This is a genomic window from Olivibacter sitiensis DSM 17696 (assembly GCF_000427965.1).
Taxonomy (GTDB): Bacteria; Bacteroidota; Bacteroidia; order Sphingobacteriales; family Sphingobacteriaceae; genus Olivibacter; species Olivibacter sitiensis.
This window is the reverse complement of sequence record NZ_ATZA01000015.1, coordinates 84683-103166: the sequence shown is the minus strand read 5'-3', so window position 1 is coordinate 103166 and position 18484 is coordinate 84683. Positions and strand designations below refer to the sequence as shown.

At 45.6% G+C, this 18484-nt stretch carries 15 protein-coding genes and 1 pseudogene; 10 read left to right on the top strand and 6 right to left on the bottom strand.

Annotated features, from left to right (window positions below):
- The 5 genes and pseudogenes from A37S_RS27465 to A37S_RS0110030 form a co-directional block, all read left to right on the top strand.
- Positions 1 to 265: pseudogene (locus A37S_RS27465) on the top strand (IS982 family transposase); the annotation flags it as partial.
- Between the two features lie 33 nt (positions 266 to 298).
- The gene (locus A37S_RS0110045; RefSeq protein WP_028296872.1) at positions 299 to 1639 is read left to right on the top strand and encodes a TolC family protein; all 1341 of its coding nucleotides are present in this window, start codon (positions 299 to 301) and stop codon (positions 1637 to 1639) included.
- 11 nt (positions 1640 to 1650) lie between these two features.
- Positions 1651 to 2715 (top strand): efflux RND transporter periplasmic adaptor subunit, encoded by a 1065-nt coding sequence (locus A37S_RS0110040; RefSeq protein ID WP_028296871.1) that lies wholly within the window; start codon positions 1651 to 1653, stop codon positions 2713 to 2715.
- Positions 2716 to 2775: 60 nt separating this feature from the next.
- On the top strand, positions 2776 to 5943 hold the full coding sequence (locus tag A37S_RS0110035) for an efflux RND transporter permease subunit (RefSeq protein ID WP_028296870.1): 3168 nt from the start codon (positions 2776 to 2778) through the stop codon (positions 5941 to 5943).
- Between the two features lie 192 nt (positions 5944 to 6135).
- Positions 6136 to 6462 (top strand): DUF3817 domain-containing protein, encoded by a 327-nt coding sequence (locus A37S_RS0110030; protein ID WP_036602097.1) that lies wholly within the window; start codon positions 6136 to 6138, stop codon positions 6460 to 6462.
- Between the two features lie 17 nt (positions 6463 to 6479).
- Here A37S_RS0110030 and A37S_RS24295 read toward each other — a convergent pair whose 3' ends face one another.
- The gene (locus A37S_RS24295; protein ID WP_036602094.1) at positions 6480 to 6971 is read right to left on the bottom strand and encodes a hypothetical protein; all 492 of its coding nucleotides are present in this window, start codon (positions 6969 to 6971) and stop codon (positions 6480 to 6482) included.
- A 272-nt stretch (positions 6972 to 7243) separates the two neighbouring features.
- On the opposite strand from A37S_RS24295, the gene A37S_RS0110020 reads away from it, so the two are divergent.
- From A37S_RS0110020 to A37S_RS0110010, 3 genes are all read left to right on the top strand, one after another.
- Entirely contained in the window at positions 7244 to 7729 is a 486-nt protein-coding gene (locus A37S_RS0110020) for a GNAT family N-acetyltransferase (protein WP_028296868.1), read from the top strand.
- Between the two features lie 70 nt (positions 7730 to 7799).
- Positions 7800 to 8648 (top strand): helix-turn-helix transcriptional regulator, encoded by an 849-nt coding sequence (locus A37S_RS0110015; RefSeq protein WP_028296867.1) that lies wholly within the window; start codon positions 7800 to 7802, stop codon positions 8646 to 8648.
- Positions 8649 to 8729: 81 nt separating this feature from the next.
- Entirely contained in the window at positions 8730 to 10379 is a 1650-nt protein-coding gene (locus A37S_RS0110010; protein ID WP_028296866.1) for a hypothetical protein, read from the top strand.
- Between the two features lie 11 nt (positions 10380 to 10390).
- On the opposite strand, the gene A37S_RS0110005 is transcribed toward A37S_RS0110010, so the two are convergent.
- Positions 10391 to 11284: an alpha/beta hydrolase gene (locus A37S_RS0110005; protein WP_051292974.1), complete on the bottom strand. Its 894-nt coding sequence runs from the start codon at positions 11282 to 11284 to the stop codon at positions 10391 to 10393.
- 110 nt (positions 11285 to 11394) lie between these two features.
- On the opposite strand from A37S_RS0110005, the gene A37S_RS24290 reads away from it, so the two are divergent.
- Positions 11395 to 11823: a DoxX family protein gene (locus A37S_RS24290; protein ID WP_036602091.1), complete on the top strand. Its 429-nt coding sequence runs from the start codon at positions 11395 to 11397 to the stop codon at positions 11821 to 11823.
- Positions 11824 to 11837: 14 nt separating this feature from the next.
- Here the strand turns inward: A37S_RS24290 and A37S_RS0109995 are convergent, their stop codons facing one another.
- The 4 genes from A37S_RS0109995 to leuS all read right to left on the bottom strand — a co-directional run bounded on the left by A37S_RS0109995 (position 11838) and on the right by leuS (position 17406).
- A complete protein-coding gene (locus tag A37S_RS0109995; RefSeq protein ID WP_028296864.1) occupies positions 11838 to 12146 on the bottom strand; it encodes a type II toxin-antitoxin system RelE/ParE family toxin in 309 nt (102 codons plus the stop codon).
- Entirely contained in the window at positions 12134 to 12286 is a 153-nt protein-coding gene (locus A37S_RS0109990) for a hypothetical protein (protein WP_157278546.1), read from the bottom strand. Before A37S_RS0109990 ends, A37S_RS0109995 begins: the two co-directional genes overlap by 13 nt.
- Before the next feature lie 198 nt (positions 12287 to 12484).
- Entirely contained in the window at positions 12485 to 14605 is a 2121-nt protein-coding gene (locus A37S_RS0109985) for a S9 family peptidase (RefSeq protein ID WP_036602144.1), read from the bottom strand.
- A 17-nt stretch (positions 14606 to 14622) separates the two neighbouring features.
- A complete protein-coding gene (gene leuS, locus A37S_RS0109980) occupies positions 14623 to 17406 on the bottom strand; it encodes a leucine--tRNA ligase (protein WP_028296861.1) in 2784 nt (927 codons plus the stop codon).
- Between the two features lie 102 nt (positions 17407 to 17508).
- Here leuS and A37S_RS0109975 point away from each other — a divergent pair, with 102 nt between their 5' ends.
- Positions 17509 to 18387 (top strand): cell division protein FtsX, encoded by an 879-nt coding sequence (locus tag A37S_RS0109975; RefSeq protein ID WP_028296860.1) that lies wholly within the window; start codon positions 17509 to 17511, stop codon positions 18385 to 18387.
- Positions 18388 to 18484 lie beyond the last annotated feature (97 nt).

Sequence of the window (18484 nt, the reverse complement as noted above, 5' to 3'; positions counted from 1 at the left end):
CTCAGCCTATACCAACTACCAAATAGAGGACGATCTGCTGGAGAACGATCAGATTGCCCTTAAAGTGCACCGAAAGGCAAACAGCAAAAGGAAGGACAGTGCAAGCGCGGCATTCATAAAAGAGTATATGAGAAAAAGGGTGGAGACGACCATCAGTGAGATAAAGGGGCTGTTTCTTAGAAAAATCCATGCCGTAACATTTAGGGGATGGATTCTTAAAATATCCCTGTTCATCTTCGCTTTTACATTGAACAAGATTATATAACTAGCAACTTGAATTAATTATGAACATTTACTTATGAATTTAAGTAAAAAGCTACAACTATCGTTTCTTGTGTTCCTATTAAGTATAGGACACAGCATAGCTCAAGAAGCTCCTTTAAGCCTAAGAGAAGCCCTGAACTATGCCATGCAGAACAGCGAAGCGTTGCAGAAGGCAAAGCTTGACATACTGAATGGTCAGCATCAAATAGACGAGGTGAGGTCTAATGCCCTCCCACAATTGAGCGCTACGACCAATGCAGCTTATAACCTCATCATTCCGCAGTTTGTTTTTCCTAACGAGAACGGTGAGTTCCAGACCATTCAGATAGGACAGGCTTGGCAAGGTATGGCGCAAGTGCAGCTGAGCCAGCAACTCTTCAACCAAGCGGTATTTACAGGCCTAAAGGCGGCGAGATCTACCGAAGAATACTACCGTCTGGCCGCTGAGCTGAGCGAGGAAAACCTCATCCAGCAAGTAGCAGCCAATTACTTTCAGGTGATTTTGAACAAGGAACAGATCGCCGTCATTGATGCCAATATAGATCGGACCAAAAAACTATTGGAAATGACCAATAGCCAATATGAGGTGGGCCTGGCCAAAAAGATAGACCTAGACCGCGTGAAAGTGAACCTGAGCAACTTGCTCGCTCAACGCGAGCAACTGGAATCGGCCATAAACCAGCAGACCAACCTGCTCAAATATTATATGGGTATGCCCGTAGACCAGTCTATCACACTACCCAATGATATCGTGTCTCAACTGGAAAGCGAAGCCACGATCACCAATGACGACTTTAACGTGAACAAGCTACTGTCGTTCAAGGTGCTTCAGAGTCAAGGGGTGCTATTGGATTATCAAAAGAAATCCATTGTGGCCGAGTACTACCCTACGCTCTCAATCGGCGCCAATTATGCCTATAACACCCAGAGCGATCGGTTCAATCTGTATACAAACAATGCGCTGAACTATGATATGAGTGCCATCACACTCACGCTCAACATACCCATATTCGACGGTTTCAACCGCCGCTCGCGCGTACGCCAAGCAGACATCGAGATAAAAAAATTGGAGCAGGACATCAAGAACACCTCGAACTCGTTGAAGATGGCGCACGATAACGCCAAACAACAGATCAAGAATAGCCTAACTACCATAGAAACCCAAAGGGAAAACAAGCAACTGGCCGAGGAAGTCTACAACAGTACGCAAAACAACTACAAAAACGGCTTGGCGAGCCTGACCGACCTACTTACGTCGGAAACCGATCTGGTAACCGCACAGAATAGCTATAACGAGGCTCTGCTAAAATACAAATTGGCCAAAATTGAATTACTAAAGGCAAACGGCAATATTAAATCACTGATCAATCAATAGTACGAAAGGATATGAAAAAGGGAATCATTACCATTATTATAATAATCGCGGTCGCCGTGCTCATCGGCTGGGTGCTGAGCAACAACAAGAAGAAAAACGAAGAAGCGACGCGTGTAGTTGCCGAAAGTGGAAGCGGAGCCGTACTGGTAAATATAGATACCGTAAAGAAGCAGTCCGTAAACTTGGACTTCTCCTCCAACGGCAATTTTGCAGCAAACCAAGACTTGAGCCTATTGGCAGAGAACAGCGGGCGCATCACGCGCCTATTAGTGGATGAGGGATCGCGCGTATCCAAAGGCCAAGTGTTGGCCCGCATCGACGATGAAATACTTACCTTGGATGTGCAAAGCGCCGAAGATGCCTACAACAACGCTAAGACCGATCTCGAACGCTATGAGAGCTCATTCAAAACCGGTGGTGTCACCAAAGCGCAACTGGATCAAACTACCCTTGCCTTTCGCAATGCGGAGACCCGACTGAACCAAGCCAAGCGCAGGGTGCAAGACTCTTATGTTAAAGCCCCGATATCGGGCATTGTCAATGCGCGCAACGTGGAGCTTGGCTCTTATGTAAGAGTAGGCGATCCCTTGTTCGATATCGTGGATGTTTCGCGCCTGAAGCTTAAGGTAACAGCAAATGAAGTGCAAGTAGTCAATATTAAGGAAGGAGATGCTGTCAAGATAAGCAGCTCCGTATTCCCAGATAAGTCCTTTGCCGGAAAAATCAATTTTATCGCCCCGAAGGCCGACAATACGCTGAACTACCCAGTGGAAATTCTGGTTGACAATACGGACAACCAAGTGCTAAGAGCGGGCATGTATGGCACGGCAACCTTCGAGCTGCCACAGCAGGCTCCTACTATTGTCATTCCTCGTTCTTCATTTGTAGGCAGCGTAAACAGCAATCAGCTCTACGTGGTTGAAGGCAACAAAGCCAAACTGAAAAAAGTAACGGCTGGCCGCATATTGGGAGAACAAGTGGAAGTATTGGATGGGCTCAACGAAGGTGAGCTAGTGATCACCAGCGGCCAGATCAATTTAGTAGACGGCACCGAGATACAGTTGCAAAAAAAATAACAAGAGCGCCCCTTTTTAGGGCATAAAGCACTCAAATCGATATTTTAAAAACATTTACGAATGAAGATAGCAGAAATTTCTATCAAGAGGCCATCCATTGTTATTGTGGTATTCTCTGCCCTTACCATGCTGGGCATCATGAGCTACCTCTCGCTCAACTATGAGATGCTACCCAAATTCACGCCAGGAGTTGTTTCCATCTCTACCGTATATCCCGGAGCTTCGCCAAACGAAGTAGAAAACACCGTCACCAAAAAGATCGAAGATGCGGTGTCTTCCATGGAGAACGTCAAAAAATTGGAGGCTACCTCATACGAAAGCCTGTCGTTGGTAACCGTGACGCTCAACAGTGGAGCAGATCCAGACTATGCATTGAACGACGCCCAGCGAAAGATAAATGCCATTTTATCTGACCTGCCCGATGACGTGGAGACGCCTTCATTGGCCAAGTTCTCATTGGATGACCTGCCTATTATCACCATGTCTGCCACGGGCAATATGAGCGATGTAGAATTCTTTGATTTGATAGACAAAAGGATACAACCAGTACTCTCCCGTGTAAACGGTGTGGCACAGGTGAACCTGATTGGCGGTAGCGAAAGGGAAATACAGGTAAACCTCAATGCATCCAAGCTGGAAGCCTACAAACTTTCGCCGTTAAATGTACAACAGGTTATCCTTGCTTCCAATCTCGACTTCCCTACAGGTAGCGTGAAAACGCAAAATCAAGATATCCTGATTCGTTTGGCTGGAAAATACCAAAATGTGGAAGAATTGCGTAACCTGATAGTCACTACCACGGCAGATGGTTCACAGATACGACTAAAGGACGTAGCTGATGTACAGGATACGCAAAAGGATGTGGAGAAAATAGCACGTGTGGATAGGCAGAACTCCATTGCGCTTCAAGTATTGAAACAATCGGATGCCAATGCGGTGGAAGTGAGTCGTGGCATCTCGGAAATCGTAAATACCTTGCAAGAAGACTATAAGGAAGTTGGCCTTAATATAGATATTGCCAGCGATTCCTCTATCTATACGTTGGAGTCGGCCGATGCGGTCATCCACGACTTGTTCTTTGCCGTCATCCTAGTGGCCTTTGTCATGCTCTTTTTCTTGCACAGCTTGAGAAATGCCGTTATCGTGATGGTTTCCATTCCCGCTTCGCTTATAGCTACCTTTATCGGCATGAACTTGCTAGGCTATACGCTGAACCTGATGTCGCTATTAGGGCTCTCGCTAGTCGTAGGTATTTTGGTAGATGACGCTATAGTAGTCATAGAAAACATCTATCGCCACATGGAAATGGGCAAGAACAAAGTGAGGGCTTCCTTTGACGCTACTAAGGAAATAGGCTTTACCGTTATTTCCATTACCTCGGTTATCGTCGTGGTATTTTTACCTATTGCACTCAGTACCGGATTGGTATCTGATATTTTGAAGCAATTCTGCGTGGTCGTGGTTATTTCTACTACCCTCAGTCTACTCGCCTCTTTTTCCATCGTACCGTTGCTAACATCGCGCTTTGGTAAACTAGAGCGCATATCAAATAGGACCATATTTGGCCGTTTCATCCTTTGGTTCGAAAGACAATTGGACCGCTTCACCCACTGGATTACCGACATACTCAACTGGACCCTAGAACACAAGGCCATCACCCTCGTTACTGTAGTAGTTTTGCTGTTCGGTTCCTGTGGACTAGTAGGTGGTGGTTATATCGGCGCTGAATTTTTTGCCCAGGGAGACCGTGGCGAATTCTTGGTACAGATAGAGCTGCCCAAGGACGCTTCCATTGAACAGACCAACCAGATGACACGCAAGGCAGAAGATTACCTAAGTACAAAGCCTGAGATTACCCGTATGATCACCACCGTAGGACAATCGAGCGATGCGATGGCGGGCGCGTTGACTACAGCCTACAAGTCGGAGATATCGGTGCAGCTGGTAGACAAGCAAGACCGGGCCGATCCATCCAATATTTACGCAGCCAAACTGAAAGGCGAGCTAGAAAAAATCTTGATAGGTGCCAAGATCAAAACCGTACCGGTCAGTATCTTGGGTATGGCAGAGCAAGCTCCTATAGAAATGGTCGTAATAGGCCCAGATCTAGATAGTGTGATGCATTATGCGGAAGAGGCAACGTCCATCCTGACAAAAACATCGGGCGCATCCGAAGTAAAACTTTCTGTTGAGGGAGGCAATCCAGAAATCACGGTAGAAGTAGACAGAGATAAAATGGCCGCTTTGGGATTGAGCTTGCAAACAGTAGGTGCTACCATGCAAACGGCATTCAACGGCAATACCGATGGCAAATTCCGCCAAGGGGAATATGAATATGACATCAACATCCGGTTTGACGACTATGACCGCAAGAATATAGATGATGTACGCAACCTATTGTTTGCCAATGACCAAGGCAAACTCATTAAGCTGTCGCAATTTGCAGATATCAGGGAAGGTTCTGGCCCCAGCCAACTGGAAAGAAGGGACAAGAGCACTTCGGTAAAAGTGCAATCCCAGGCCGTGGGCCGCCCATCAGGTAGTATCATTCAGGATTTTGAAACACAATTAAAGGAGGTACGCAGGCCACAAGGCGTAAGTTACGTATGGGGCGGAGACATGGAAAACCAAAGCGAAGGCTTCGGTACACTGGGGGCGGCATTGATTATCGCCATCGTGATGGTGTATTTCATCATGGTAGCACTCTATGATAGTTTTGTATACCCATTTGTGGTATTGTTCTCCATTCCGCTTTCCGTTATTGGAGCCTTGCTGGCATTGGCACTAACCAACAACTCGCTGAACATCTTTACCATACTCGGCCTCATCATGCTTATCGGTCTGGTGGCAAAAAATGCGATCATACTGGTGGATTTCACCAATCAGATGAAAGCCGAAGGACACGGTACCAGGCAAGCACTTATCCATGCCAACCATGCCCGTCTGCGCCCTATCCTCATGACCACCATAGCGATGGTAATCGGAATGATGCCTATTGCACTGGCTTCCAGTGCAGGCTCCGAATGGAAAAACGGACTGGCTTGGGTTATCATCGGTGGTTTGATCAGTTCCATGTTCCTAACGCTCATCATCGTACCCGTGGTTTACCAAACCATGGATAATATCCTCCATCGCTTCGGCATGGATAAAAAAGGTCTGGATATCGACGCCTTGCTAACAGAAGACTACGAGCACAAAGAAGTCAAGGAATACGAAGGAAAGCATTAGGTAGTTACTCGTTGTTGGTTGATGGTTATTTATTATCGACCACTTGGCAAGGAGAAATCTCTGACGAAGGGATTTCTCCTTGTTTTTTATATCGTTAGATAGTCAAATTACAGTAAAAGCTGAAGATATATTACTATGCTGTATAAGTGCTGTATATATTTGTGAAGTTCTCCATCATTCAGACACGCTACAATGACATCATCGCAATCCTCTGCTACCGCGCTCAACATATTTGGAATCATTGCCTTATTGGAAGGTATTTCCTTTATTTTATTGGTATTTGTAGCTATGCCGCTAAAGTATTTTGCCGATCTTCCTATTTACGTGCGTATAGTCGGCAGTGCCCATGGGGCACTCTTTGTAGCTTACGTCATTATGCTCTTCTATTGCCACAGCGAGTACAAATGGTCACTGAAACGCTCTGCGCTCCTATTCTTGGCTTCCCTCATTCCATTTGCTCCATTTTATGTAGAACGAAAGCTGAAGAGGGAAGCTGAAAGCTTAAAGACTAGAGCCTAAAGCTAAAAGCTAAAAGCTTAGTCTTCCAATACCCTACCAGCAATTACTTTTTCAACCTCTTCCGGTTGTTGCGTACCAATTAGTACGTTTAGTCCCTTCTTTCTTATCAACTGAATCCCCCAATTGCCCGAAACATTGTAGGCCCTACCCTTTGCACCAAATCGAATGCCCCAGCCGCCGTATTCCAACAAAGGACGGTATTGCCTTACATATACCTTATATAGATCTTGCCAAGGGAAATATTTGTAATGAATATGAAAAGGGAAAAACCGTACATATATACCATCTTCCTTTATAACCGTTTCCAGTTGGAGAACAAAGAACAACACGTTCACTAGAAAAAGGATGACAGAGGGTACTATCAGACCACTTTCACTGAAATCATTTGATACTTGCCCCCATTGGTACCATCGCCATAGCATGAACAGATCGAAGCCCAATAACAAAACCCAAAACCACCATTGCCGAAACTGCTGCCGTTCTTTGAATAGAATCTTACCGTCTTTCATTTTACTTTACTTAATACCTGACACTTCGATATGTTCCGTAGGATCATTCCGACATGACTAAACTATAAAATCTCTCACAGATTAAACAAAAGCGAATATAAAATAAATAATATTAAAACATAAATTAATATTATCAAATAAATTCTAGACAAAACATCCCTCGAGAAACCAATCCTATGAAATTTTGCGGGCATACGATATACAGGTCTAGGCTTTCCTTAAGTGATTATCGCACGTCCACATCAAATTTCCTATCTTTACCAGAAGAATTTATGAAGCAGTACATTATACGAACGGTACAGGAGACAGACAATCCTTTATTGGCAAAGGTAATCAGACAGGTCTTTGAAGAACATGACTCTCCAAAATGTGGCACGGTTTACTCCGACCCTACCACAGATCAGCTCTTCCAACTATTTCAACAAGAACGTTCAATACTATGGGTGGCCGAGATGGACGATGAAGTAATGGGTTGTTGCGGCATCTATCCGACAGATGGCTTGCCAGATCTGATGGCGGAACTGGTCAAGTTTTATATCAGCCGGTCGGCCCGCGGCCACGGAGTAGGAAAGATGTTGATGGAAAAGAGCATGCAATCGGCCAAAGATTTCGGTTATAAAGCCATATATATCGAGAGCTTACCACAGTTCTCCAAGGCCGTATCCATCTATGAAAAGCAGGGATTTGTACACTTGGATGCTCCACTTGGAAACTCGGGGCATAGCTCTTGCAACATTTGGATGAAAAAAGACCTATAGAAAGCAGGTACCAAGGGGTACGTCTAAGTACTAAATACGTTTACTAAGTGCCAGAAAGAGCCTTACGAGTATGACCAACGCTATCCAAACACATGAGCCAAGTGACAAACTGAAACCATTTGTTCTATGCTATTATTTCATCAAAAGTGAAGATCCCAATTTCAGAAGCGTACATTACTCCTTTCCTAATACCTTCACCGCATTGACCCTTTATAAAGATTCGGAGTTTGTATTTGCCGAGAACTACTTTTTGGCTAAGCAAAGTATGGTGGGCAAGGGTGGCGCCATTGTCCAGATAAGGAAACAAGCCCCTTTGCTGGTAGACATCATGGGTAAAGTAGATCGAGTGACTATATTATTCAAGGATTTTGGTCTCAATCAGTTTATCCCCTTTTCGATGGAGCAGGTCATGTCCGAACAGAACGGTTTCTTCGACCACTGGAACCAAGATGACCAGTTCCAGCAATACAAGGACAGGCTATTCTCGTTAGAAGCTCACAAGGAGCGTATAGCGCTTTTGGAAGAGTTTCTTTGGTGTCGATTGGTACCAAGGGAATATCCCTTGATGCGGAAGGCCGTAGCCATGCTGCAGGATTTTGATCGCGATTGGAAAATGGAAGAGATAGCCCAAGAGCTCCATTTGTCTCTCCGCTCCTTCAATCGGCTTTTCAAACAGGCCATCGGCAATACGCCCATCACTTATCGCCGCATAGCGCAGTTCCGCTACTCACTGAAGCGACAGTCTTTCCAAGACCAGTTTCAGCGCCTCACGGACATCGGCTATCAAAGCCATTTCTACGACCAATCCTATTTCAATAAGGTCTACAAAAAACTCACGGGTTCCAATCCCAAAAGCTTCTTCCAGTCCATAGATCGAATGGGCAACGATAGACTCATATTTCAGTACGTCAAAAAATAGAGGCTTTGGCCGAAAAGTACAATTTTCATTCCGTTTAACGTTCTTCCTTTGCATCAAATCAGTCTTTAATCTATAATTGCCATGCGTTGGAAAAAAACTATCTACATTTTTATATTGAGTTTATCAAGCAATATTGCAATAGGCCAAGAAAAGCAAATCAATCTTTATGACTCGGCAAGGTATTACTACGAAAAAAAAGACTTGATACAGGCCTTCAAATTCTACGATACGTTCTATGCTGACACCAGTAATGGGCAGAGTAATTACGATACGTATTTTGCCGCAGTGGCAGCCTGCCATGCCGGCCAGACGGAAAAGGCTAAGTATTATCTCAAACGATCCGCTGAAATAGGGTATGATTTGGATAGCTACAATTTCTTTGCCAACGATACGTTAAATCAATGTCTTCACGAGCTGCCCGAATGGAAAAAGTTTATCGATGATTTTAAGACAAAGGCAGATTCAGCCAATGCAGCCATCAACGCCATACTGTCTGATTTGAAGGATAGTACCAAGCATGTCAATATTAGTATCATGGACGATGAGAACTATTGGCAAAAGTTCCAACAAGACCATACCGTCCAAGAATTAATTGCGCAAATCAAATCGTTTCATGACTTTGACACGCCAAATGAAAAAGGGATCTGGACATTGTATCAGATCAAGGTCAATGATACATTGACGATCCCCTACCTATTGTATATACCCGATAGTTATACGAGTTCGAAAAGTACGCCATTATACGTTTATCTGCACGGCGCGGTTGTCAACAGGTCTGCCTTTTCAAATCCTGCCCACATACCCAACGGAAAAGAGATCAAGATCATGGACAGGACAAAAGACTCTTTCATACTATATCCCTTCGGCAAGAAAGACTTCGGTTGGATTTATCAGCAAGAAGCTTTCGAAACCATCCTAAGAGAGATAGTACAGGTAAAATCGCGCTACAACATTGACGATAACAAGGTATATGTCGGTGGACACTCCAACGGTGGTTCCGGTGCATTCTGGCTTGCATTGAACAAGCCATCCATGTTTGCCGCTTTCTTTGGTCTCAACTTCCTGCCCAAGGTATATACCGGCAACACGACAATCAAGAACCTCGGGAACGATAAGACATTCTATGGGATAAGTGGCATAGAAGACGATGTCTTTCCATATCCACTGGTAAATCAAATTTACACTTTTTCCCGAGAGCAGGGTGCCAATTGGCGGAATTACGCTTTTCATGGCAGTCACGGATTGGCCTTCAACCATGTAGACAGCATCAATTTCCTTTTTGACACCTTAGCTACCCACAGAAGAAACCCCTTTCCAAATGAAATCTATTGGGAAACGGACGACGTGCGCAACGGACGCTATGCCTGGATAGCGATCAGCAAGCTAGACACCGTAGGTGAAAGGGCTGATTGGCACCAACCTTTGAACCCAATGGTAACACAAAACGGAAAAACAGAGCAGGCAACCTTCACCAAGAGTAAGTCTGGTGCCGTCAGAGCAACAATCAGGGATAACATCATCACCATTGAATCCTCATGTGTAGCACAGATAGAACTATACTTATCACCAGATATGATCGATTTTGATAAACAGGTAAAAATCTATGTAAACGGTAAAAACACATTCAATTTCAAGCCGCAAATGAGCAAGGAAACCATTTTGAACGAATTTCTTAAAACAAAGAATAGAAAGTTCATTGTGGCAAGCATCATCAAACTTGGCGTGAAATGAAAACTTAAAAACTACTGCACAACATGCTGACGTATCCAATCTACCAAAAGCGAAAACAGCTTTTCGTTTTCATCCTCGTTGTGAATCTCGTGATACAATTGCTCAAATACGTGGAGCTTTGCCTTCCCTTTTGCATGTTCCGTAAAGGTCTTTGTTCCTTCCAGTGACGTGATTTCATCGGCCGAGCCATGCAGCAGCAAGGCGGGCACCTTCAACTCATGCGCATGGGCAATGGCCCATTCGCCTGCTTCCAGCAGGTTGACATAAAAGGCTGCCGTAATCTTATCGTGTACCAAGGGATCGTTTGCATAATCGATGGTTACCTTTGGGTTGTGGCTTAGCTTTTCGGCATTTAGCCCCGTTCTCTCCTGAAAAGTAGGCCAGATCTTATAGATCAACCTAGCCAACAGCATCTTCCAACGTGGAGGCGCAAAGGCCAAGCGCAACCAAGGTGAGGATGCGATGACGGCCTGTATCCCCCTGGCATTGCGCAGGGCATAATTGAGCACCAGATTGCCCCCCATGCTATGTCCATAAAGTACTATCGGCAGATGCGGATGGTATTCCTTTGCTTGCGATATGAGCAAGTTTATGTCCTCCATCAGTATATCATAGGAAGGACTATGTCCACGCAATCCCTCCGAACGGCCATGTCCTCGCTGATCAAAGGCCATCACACAGATACCTTGCCCATTCATATAGTTTATGAGCGGCAGGTGTCGCTGCACATGATCGCCCATACCATGTACCAGGCACAGCAGCGCCGATGGCTCGACCTCGGCCACGTCAAAATGATAGAACTTGAGTTTCAGCCCATCGCTACTCTTCACGTCAAATGCATTTGTCATCTTCTTTCCATTGAAAGTCTTATTACCTTCCTTGGCAAAAGTAACATATAAAGTCATATTTGTATACAAGGGTCTTACCTAGACAATGAGAGTCCATTATACGGCAAGTCGCACAAAGCCTTTCAAGAAGTCAAACTTTCAGCCATACCATATGTTTCAAATAAACTATGCGAAAGAAATCACCAACATCAGGCACCCTCACACAGCGGATAGCCAGAGTGGCTCTCGGCACCTTTTTGCTGTTTGCGGGCATTGCCCACCTGACCTTTGCCCGCAAGGCATTCAGGGCGCAGGTACCGCAATGGGTGCCTGTCAATACCGATTTGACGGTAGTTCTATCTGGCTACGTGGAGATTGCCTTTGGCCTAGCGCTGATCTTTGCGGGCAGGCATCAAAGGGCTATCGGAAAAATAGCCGCCATGTTCTTCTTAATGGTTTTTCCCGGCAATTGGGCGCAGTACATTCACAGAAGAGACGCCTTTGGGCTAGATACGGATGAGAAGCGCTTGGCACGCTTGTTTTTCCAACCCGTGCTAATAGCATGGGCCTTGTGGAGCACCAATGTTATGAAGAATAATCTGCAAATAGATAAGTGAAATGCCTAAATACGTCATCTCTTGAAATGACGCGTATTTTTAACAAGACGTTTGGCATAATGAACTGTCAGAACATACACGCAATCTTCAGCATCAGCAACCTGATAAACCATTCTGTAGTTGTCAATAATCAACTGCCTAATCTTATCATCCCTGAACTCCGATACGACACTACCTACTCTGGGATTTTCTTCAAGGACATCTGCTGCGGCAAACAGCTTTGACACGGTCAATTCCGCATACCTTTCTGAATCCTTGGCTATATATTCTCCAATGTCATTCAAATCAGCGACAGCATTATCTGTCCAAATTACTTCAACCACTTTGCTAGCTTCTTGCGGGCGTTATTCTTGGAATTCACTCTATCACTAGCTATATCATTCAGTCCTCTTTGTACTTTCTCTATAAGCACGGCGTGATCGACCAAATCATCGATGGAGAAATGCTCAGGTAATTTATCCAATGACTGGATTAATCTTGTTTTTGTTAACATAATCAACATCTTTTTTCAAAGATAGCCATAAATCAGCAAAATCAAAATGGTTAGTTAAGGTAATATCCGTTATTTAAGGCTGTTAGCTTCTCTGAAAGAGAAAAAACTAAAGCCATCCTATGATAAACGAGGATGGCTTTTGGTATCCTTTTAATAGCTACTCTTACTTTATTGCAATAACTCTGCTGGCACTTCCCTCCCCAGTAAATGCTTATAATAAAACCGATAGCGTTCATTGCGGTCGTGCCGTGTTTTTGCACCGCCCCATCCATGTCTCCCACCGGGATAGATCATCAGCTCAAAATGCTTGCCTGCGTCCTGCAACTTGTCTACTAGTTGTATGGTGTTCTGCATGTGCACATTATCGTCCATATCGCCGTGCATGATACGCAATAGCCCTTTATAGTTGTCCACATAGGTGAGTACCGATCCATTCTTGTAGCCCACGGGATTGTCCTGCGGCGTATCCATAAAACGCTCGGCATAATGGGTATCGTACAGCTCCCAACTCGTAACAGGGGCACCTGCAACGCCAAAATCGAAATAATCTGCGCCATAGGTCAATGCCATACAGGTCATATAGCCGCCATAGCTGTGGCCGGTGATAAGCAGCTTGTCCTTGGCTACCCACGGTTTGGCTTTCAGCCACTTCGCCGCGGTAATGTAGTCGTGCATTTCCCATTTCCCCAAGTTTCTGTGCATCAATGCCACGCCTTCTTTACCAAAATGCCCAGAGGCGCGATGGTCTACGGAAATCTGTACTATGCCTTCATTGGCCCACAATTGGTTGTTGGCCCCTTTCCATGTATTGCGTACTGTTCCAGCATTGGGACCACCATAGATGCTAAAGATAACGGGATAAACTTTGCTTTCGTCGAAATCCGTAGGATAGGTAATCACCGCAGGCAGCTGGTAGCCGTCTTCCGTGGGAATGGTAATCATCTCAGTCTGGCCAAACGTGTAGCTGTCGAAGTCATCTGCCTTGCTATCGGCCAGTTCCTTCACCAAACGCCCTTCGGTGGTGAGCAATGCCAGCTTGGTGGGCGTACCTACATTGGAATAGGTGGTGATGAAATGTTTGCCATCGGGCGATATACGCACGCTATGAGTATAGTCGCCAAAGGTCAAACGCTTTAAGTTCTTGCCCGAGTAATCTACCTTGTACAGATCTACCGTGGAGCTGGATTCCTTGCGAGCAGTAAAATAGACCTGCTTTTTCTTTTCGTCTACATACTCCAGGCCATTCACCTGCCATTTGCCAGATGTAAGCGGATTGACCAGCTGTCCATCCAAGGTATAGAGGTAAAAATGAGCCCAACCAGTACGGTCACTCTTAAGAATGTAGTGTTTGTTATCTTTCAGGTACTCGATGCGTCCATCTTGATCGAGGTCTATCCAGGCTGCTTGCTTTTCATCATAGATTTCCTTTATGGTTCCAGTCGAAGGGTCTACGGCGTAGAATTTCAGGTTGTTCTGATCACGGTTCATCCATTGCACCATCATGCTCTTGCTATCGAAGCTCCAGTAGGGTGTGCCGAAGTACTGATCGTCCTTTTCGTTGAAATCTGCCCATACGGTCGCTCCCCCTGCCACCGGTACAAAGCCTATCTTCACTTCGGGATTGGGATCACCTGCCTTGGGGTAACGCGTCTCTTCCAGATAGCCATGCTGTCCCTTAGAGCCATAGATAGGGAACATGGGTACCTTGGTATCATCAAAGCGCATATAGGCCAAATGTTTGCTGTCTGGCGACCACCAAAAAGCCTTATACTGTGTGGACCTACCCAATATTTCCTCATAATATACCCAAGAGGACCATCCGTTGTAGATGACATCGGTCGCATCCGAAGTATAGCGTATTTCCTTACCACTGTTCACCTCAATGGCATATAGATCCTTATTACGTGTGAAAGCCACATAATTTCCATCGGGCGACAGTGTGGGATTGCGTTCCTCATCGGCATTGTTGGTCAGCTGTTTTGGTGCTTCCGTACCATACTGTATATAAATATTGCCTTCCTCCACCAATACGCGCACATCAGCACTCGGAGCAGGTGTGTATAACTCCCGTTCTCCAGTTTTGATATGGACAGCATAGGTCTTGCGCTCCTGCCTATCTGCCTCCAGATAGTGCTCATTGTCAAGCCACCCGCTCACCGCAGGGATGTTTTTGGTAAGCGATGGCGCCATACCAGTGGATTGCCTTAGGTCTAAACGTTTCTTCTGTGCGCTCACTTGAGTCGAAATAAGTAAACTAGCGCTCATGATGACATATAAAATTTTGTTCATATCCATTGTTATTGGCCTTACGACACGACATTCACAATTTTCCCTTTTACCACGATAACTTTCTTGACAGCCTTGCCATCTATGAATTTCTGCACCTCTTCGTTGCCCAGTACTGTCTTCTCCACTTCATCGATATCCATGTCTAAGGACATATTGAGCTTCATGCGCATTTTCCCGTTAAAGGATATAGGATATTCAAACTCACTTTCCACCAGATAGTTGGGGTTAAACACCGGATACGAGGCATAGGAAATGGTACCTGGTGCGTTGCCGAGCAAAGTCCACAGCTCCTCGGTGATGTGAGGAGCATAGGGCGAAAGCACGATGACGAGTTCTTGCAAAATGGCCCGCTTATTGCATTTCAGCTCTGTGAGCTCATTGACACAGATCATGAAACTCGACACGGAAGTATTGAAGGAAAAACGTTCGATGTCTTCCTCTACCTTACGGATGATCTTGTGCAGGGATTTCAGTTCGGCCTTTGTGGGTTCGGCATCAGATACGGCAAAATTGCCTTGCGCGTCATGGAAAAGTTTCCAGAACTTACGCAGGAAATTGTACACGCCCGAGATACCGTTGGTATTCCATGGCTTGCTCTGCTCCAACGGGCCGAGAAACATTTCATACATGCGCAGGGTATCTGCGCCGTAGTTGGCCACGATATCGTCTGGATTGACCACATTGTACTTGGACTTGGACATTTTCTCCACCTCCGTACCGCAGATATATTTGCCGTCTTCCAATATAAAAGCAGCATCGACATATTCTGGCCTCCAAGCTTTGAACTTATCGATGTCCAAGACGTCGTTGCTCACGATGTTAACATCCACATGGATAGGCGCGGTAGTATATTGATCGCGCAGGCCGTAAGACACAAAGATATTGGTTCCTTTTCCTTCTTCATCCAGCACGCGATAAACGAAATTAGACCTTCCTTGGATCATGCCTTGATTAATCAGCTTTTTGAAGGGTTCTTCTTCTACTACAAAGCCCATATCTTTCAGGAATTTGTTCCAAAAGCGACTATAGAGCAAATGCCCCGTGGCATGTTCGGAGCCACCTATGTACAAATCCACTGCTTTCCAATAGTTAATGGCCTGCTTGGATGCAAACTCCTTATCGTTGTGTGCATCCATGTAGCGGTACCAGTACCAACTGGAGCCTGCCCAACCGGGCATCGTACTCCATTCATATTCATATTGCCCTTGGTATTTCCAATTGGTGGCGCGTGCCAGCGGTGGCTCACCTGTCTCGGTAGGCAAATATTTGTCTACCTCTGGCAGCAATAAAGGCAATTCGCTTTCCGCTATCAATCGGGGCAAACCGTTCTTGAAATAGACCGGAACGGGCTCTCCCCAGTAGCGCTGGCGGCCAAAGATGGCATCGCGCATACGGTAATTGATCTTAGCCTTGCCATGTCCTATATCTTCTAGTTTGGCAATAAGCACCTCAACAGCCTCTTTATATTCCAGGCCATTGATGATACCTGAATTGATATATTTCCCTTCCTTCCTGGCATCTGCCTCTTCATCGATGACCTGTGCATCGGTCACTGGGATGATGGGCAGATTGAAGTGCTTGGCGAAAAGGTAGTCACGCTGATCGCCGGATGGCACGGCCATGACGGCACCTGTACCATAACCAGCCAACACATAGTCGGCAATCCAGATCGGCACCTGCTCTCCAGTGAGCGGATGCAGAGCGTAGCTCCCTGTAAAAGCGCCAGATACCGTTTTGGTATCCGCCATTCTATCGCGCTCGCTTTTGCGACCGGTACGCTCGATGTATGTTTCTATTTCCGCCTGCTGTGCAGCGGTAGTGAGCTGGGTCACCAGCTCATGCTCAGGGGCCAGTACCACGAAACTGACACCATAGATCGTGTCTACCCTAGTGGTAAATACCTCAATGGCCGCATCGTGTCCCGCCACATCAAAGCGCACGCTGGCACCGATACTCTTACCTATCCAATTGCGCTGCATCTCCACCAGAGGCTCGGGCCAGTCGATGGTATCAAGCCCTGTGAGCAGGCGCTCGGCATAGGCCGTGATGCGCATGCTCCATTGCAGCATCTTTTTCTGCTCCACGGGATAGCCTCCCCGCTCGGAAACTCCATTGACTACCTCATCGTTGGCCAATACGGTTCCTAACGCAGCACACCAGTTTACCGAACTCTCGCGCAGGTAAGCCAAGCGGTACTTCAGTAGCTCACGCTCTCGATCTTCGTCAGAGAACGAGCGCCATTCATCACCCGTAAATTGCCTAACGTCTTCATCGCAAACGGCCTGTATGCCATCTGTACCTTGCCGCTCAAAATGTGCTACTAGGTGCGCTATGGGCATGGCCCTATCTGCTTGCTTATCATAATAGGCCTCAAAAAGCTGCATGAAGATCCACTGTGTCCATTTATAATAAGATGGCTCACTGGTGCGCACCTCCCGGCTCCAGTCAAAAGAGAAGCCCAAGTTGTCCAATTGCTCGCGGTAGCGATTGATATTGGTTTCTGTAGTGATGGCAGGATGCTGCCCCGTCTGTATGGCGTACTGCTCTGCAGGGAGACCAAAAGAGTCGTAACCCATAGGGTGCAAAACATGAAAGCCTCTCAAACGTTTATACCTTGCGAAGATGTCGGATGCAATATATCCCAATGGATGGCCCACATGGAGGCCTGCCCCCGATGGGTAAGGGAACATGTCCAGCACATAATATTTTGGTTTTTCAGAGGTATTGTCTACTTTGAATGTTTGGTTGTCGGCCCAAAATTTTTGCCACTTTTGTTCTATGTCTCTAAAATGATAATCCATTATGATCGTTTACACTTTGACTGGCGAAAGTACGAAAAATATGACATCTAATGACCGTTATATCGCAATGAATCGTTATTTTCGCCACATAAATGAAGTGTCATGGAAGAATTTGAAGTAAGCACATCCTCCAAAAAGACCAAATCGGTATACGTGTCTACCGTAATCAGTATAGCCTTGGTGCTGTTTATGACGGGGCTGTTGGGCCTCATCTTAGTGCATGCACGCAATCTTTCCCGTTATGTTAAGGAAAACATCGTACTGAACATTATCGTAAGCGACGGAGCCAATGAGTCTGACGTATTAAGTCTGCAAAAGGAAATAGATGCCAACGAGGCGGTGTTGCGCACACAATATGTGAGCAAGGAACTGGCAGCCAAGAATCTACAGACCGACTTAGGCGAAGACTTTATCAAGTTCCTGGGCTACAACCCATTACTTCCCTCAATAGATGTTTATCTAAAAGCTGACTATGCCAATCAAGCGGGCATACAAACTTTCATCAAGCAGATAAGTGACAACACCATGGTGAAGGAGGTGGTGTATCAAGACTCACTCATCGATATGGTAAACCACAATATTCGGATTATCGGCATTATCATCCTTGCATTTGCGGGCATCTTGCTCATCATAGCGGTAGCATTGATCAACAACACTATTCGCCTTGCCATTTATTCCGAGCGTTTCATAATAAAGAGCATGCAAATGGTAGGTGCAACGAAAAGCTTCATTCGCAGGCCATTTCTGGGTTATGGCATAGCACATGGCCTACTGGGAGGCATGATTGCCATTATTTTGCTCTTGGCCACCTTGTATTTCGGGCAACAACAAATTCCCGAAATAGTCATGTTAAGAAACTATTTTGAATTTGCGCTAATATTCGTCGGCATCATAGGATTGGGTATCTTGATATCAGGTTTGAGCACCTATTTCGCGGTAAGCAAATACCTAAGATTACGGATAGACGATTTGTACAGATAAAACTAGAGACTAAAGACAACAGAATTTTAACGAAAGCGAATAGTTGACAGCTAGTATCCAATAGCACTTAACTCGCAACTGACAACTCACACCCCAT

Bases quoted from the DNA above. Each gene is read 5' to 3' on its own strand.
- A37S_RS0110045 (WP_028296872.1), top strand. From the start codon at position 299: ATGAATTTAAGTAAAAAGCTACAACTATCGTTTCTTGTGTTCCTATTA.
- A37S_RS0110040 (WP_028296871.1), top strand. From the start codon at position 1,651: ATGAAAAAGGGAATCATTACCATTATTATAATAATCGCGGTCGCCGTG.
- A37S_RS0110035 (WP_028296870.1), top strand. From the start codon at position 2,776: ATGAAGATAGCAGAAATTTCTATCAAGAGGCCATCCATTGTTATTGTG.
- A37S_RS0110030 (WP_036602097.1), top strand. From the start codon at position 6,136: ATGACATCATCGCAATCCTCTGCTACCGCGCTCAACATATTTGGAATC.
- A37S_RS24295 (WP_036602094.1), bottom strand. From the start codon at position 6,971: ATGAAAGACGGTAAGATTCTATTCAAAGAACGGCAGCAGTTTCGGCAA.
- A37S_RS0110020 (WP_028296868.1), top strand. From the start codon at position 7,244: ATGAAGCAGTACATTATACGAACGGTACAGGAGACAGACAATCCTTTA.
- A37S_RS0110015 (WP_028296867.1), top strand. From the start codon at position 7,800: ATGACCAACGCTATCCAAACACATGAGCCAAGTGACAAACTGAAACCA.
- A37S_RS0110010 (WP_028296866.1), top strand. From the start codon at position 8,730: ATGCGTTGGAAAAAAACTATCTACATTTTTATATTGAGTTTATCAAGC.
- A37S_RS0110005 (WP_051292974.1), bottom strand. From the start codon at position 11,284: ATGACTTTATATGTTACTTTTGCCAAGGAAGGTAATAAGACTTTCAAT.
- A37S_RS24290 (WP_036602091.1), top strand. From the start codon at position 11,395: ATGCGAAAGAAATCACCAACATCAGGCACCCTCACACAGCGGATAGCC.
- A37S_RS0109985 (WP_036602144.1), bottom strand. From the start codon at position 14,605: ATGAACAAAATTTTATATGTCATCATGAGCGCTAGTTTACTTATTTCG.
- leuS (WP_028296861.1), bottom strand. From the start codon at position 17,406: ATGGATTATCATTTTAGAGACATAGAACAAAAGTGGCAAAAATTTTGG.
- A37S_RS0109975 (WP_028296860.1), top strand. From the start codon at position 17,509: ATGGAAGAATTTGAAGTAAGCACATCCTCCAAAAAGACCAAATCGGTA.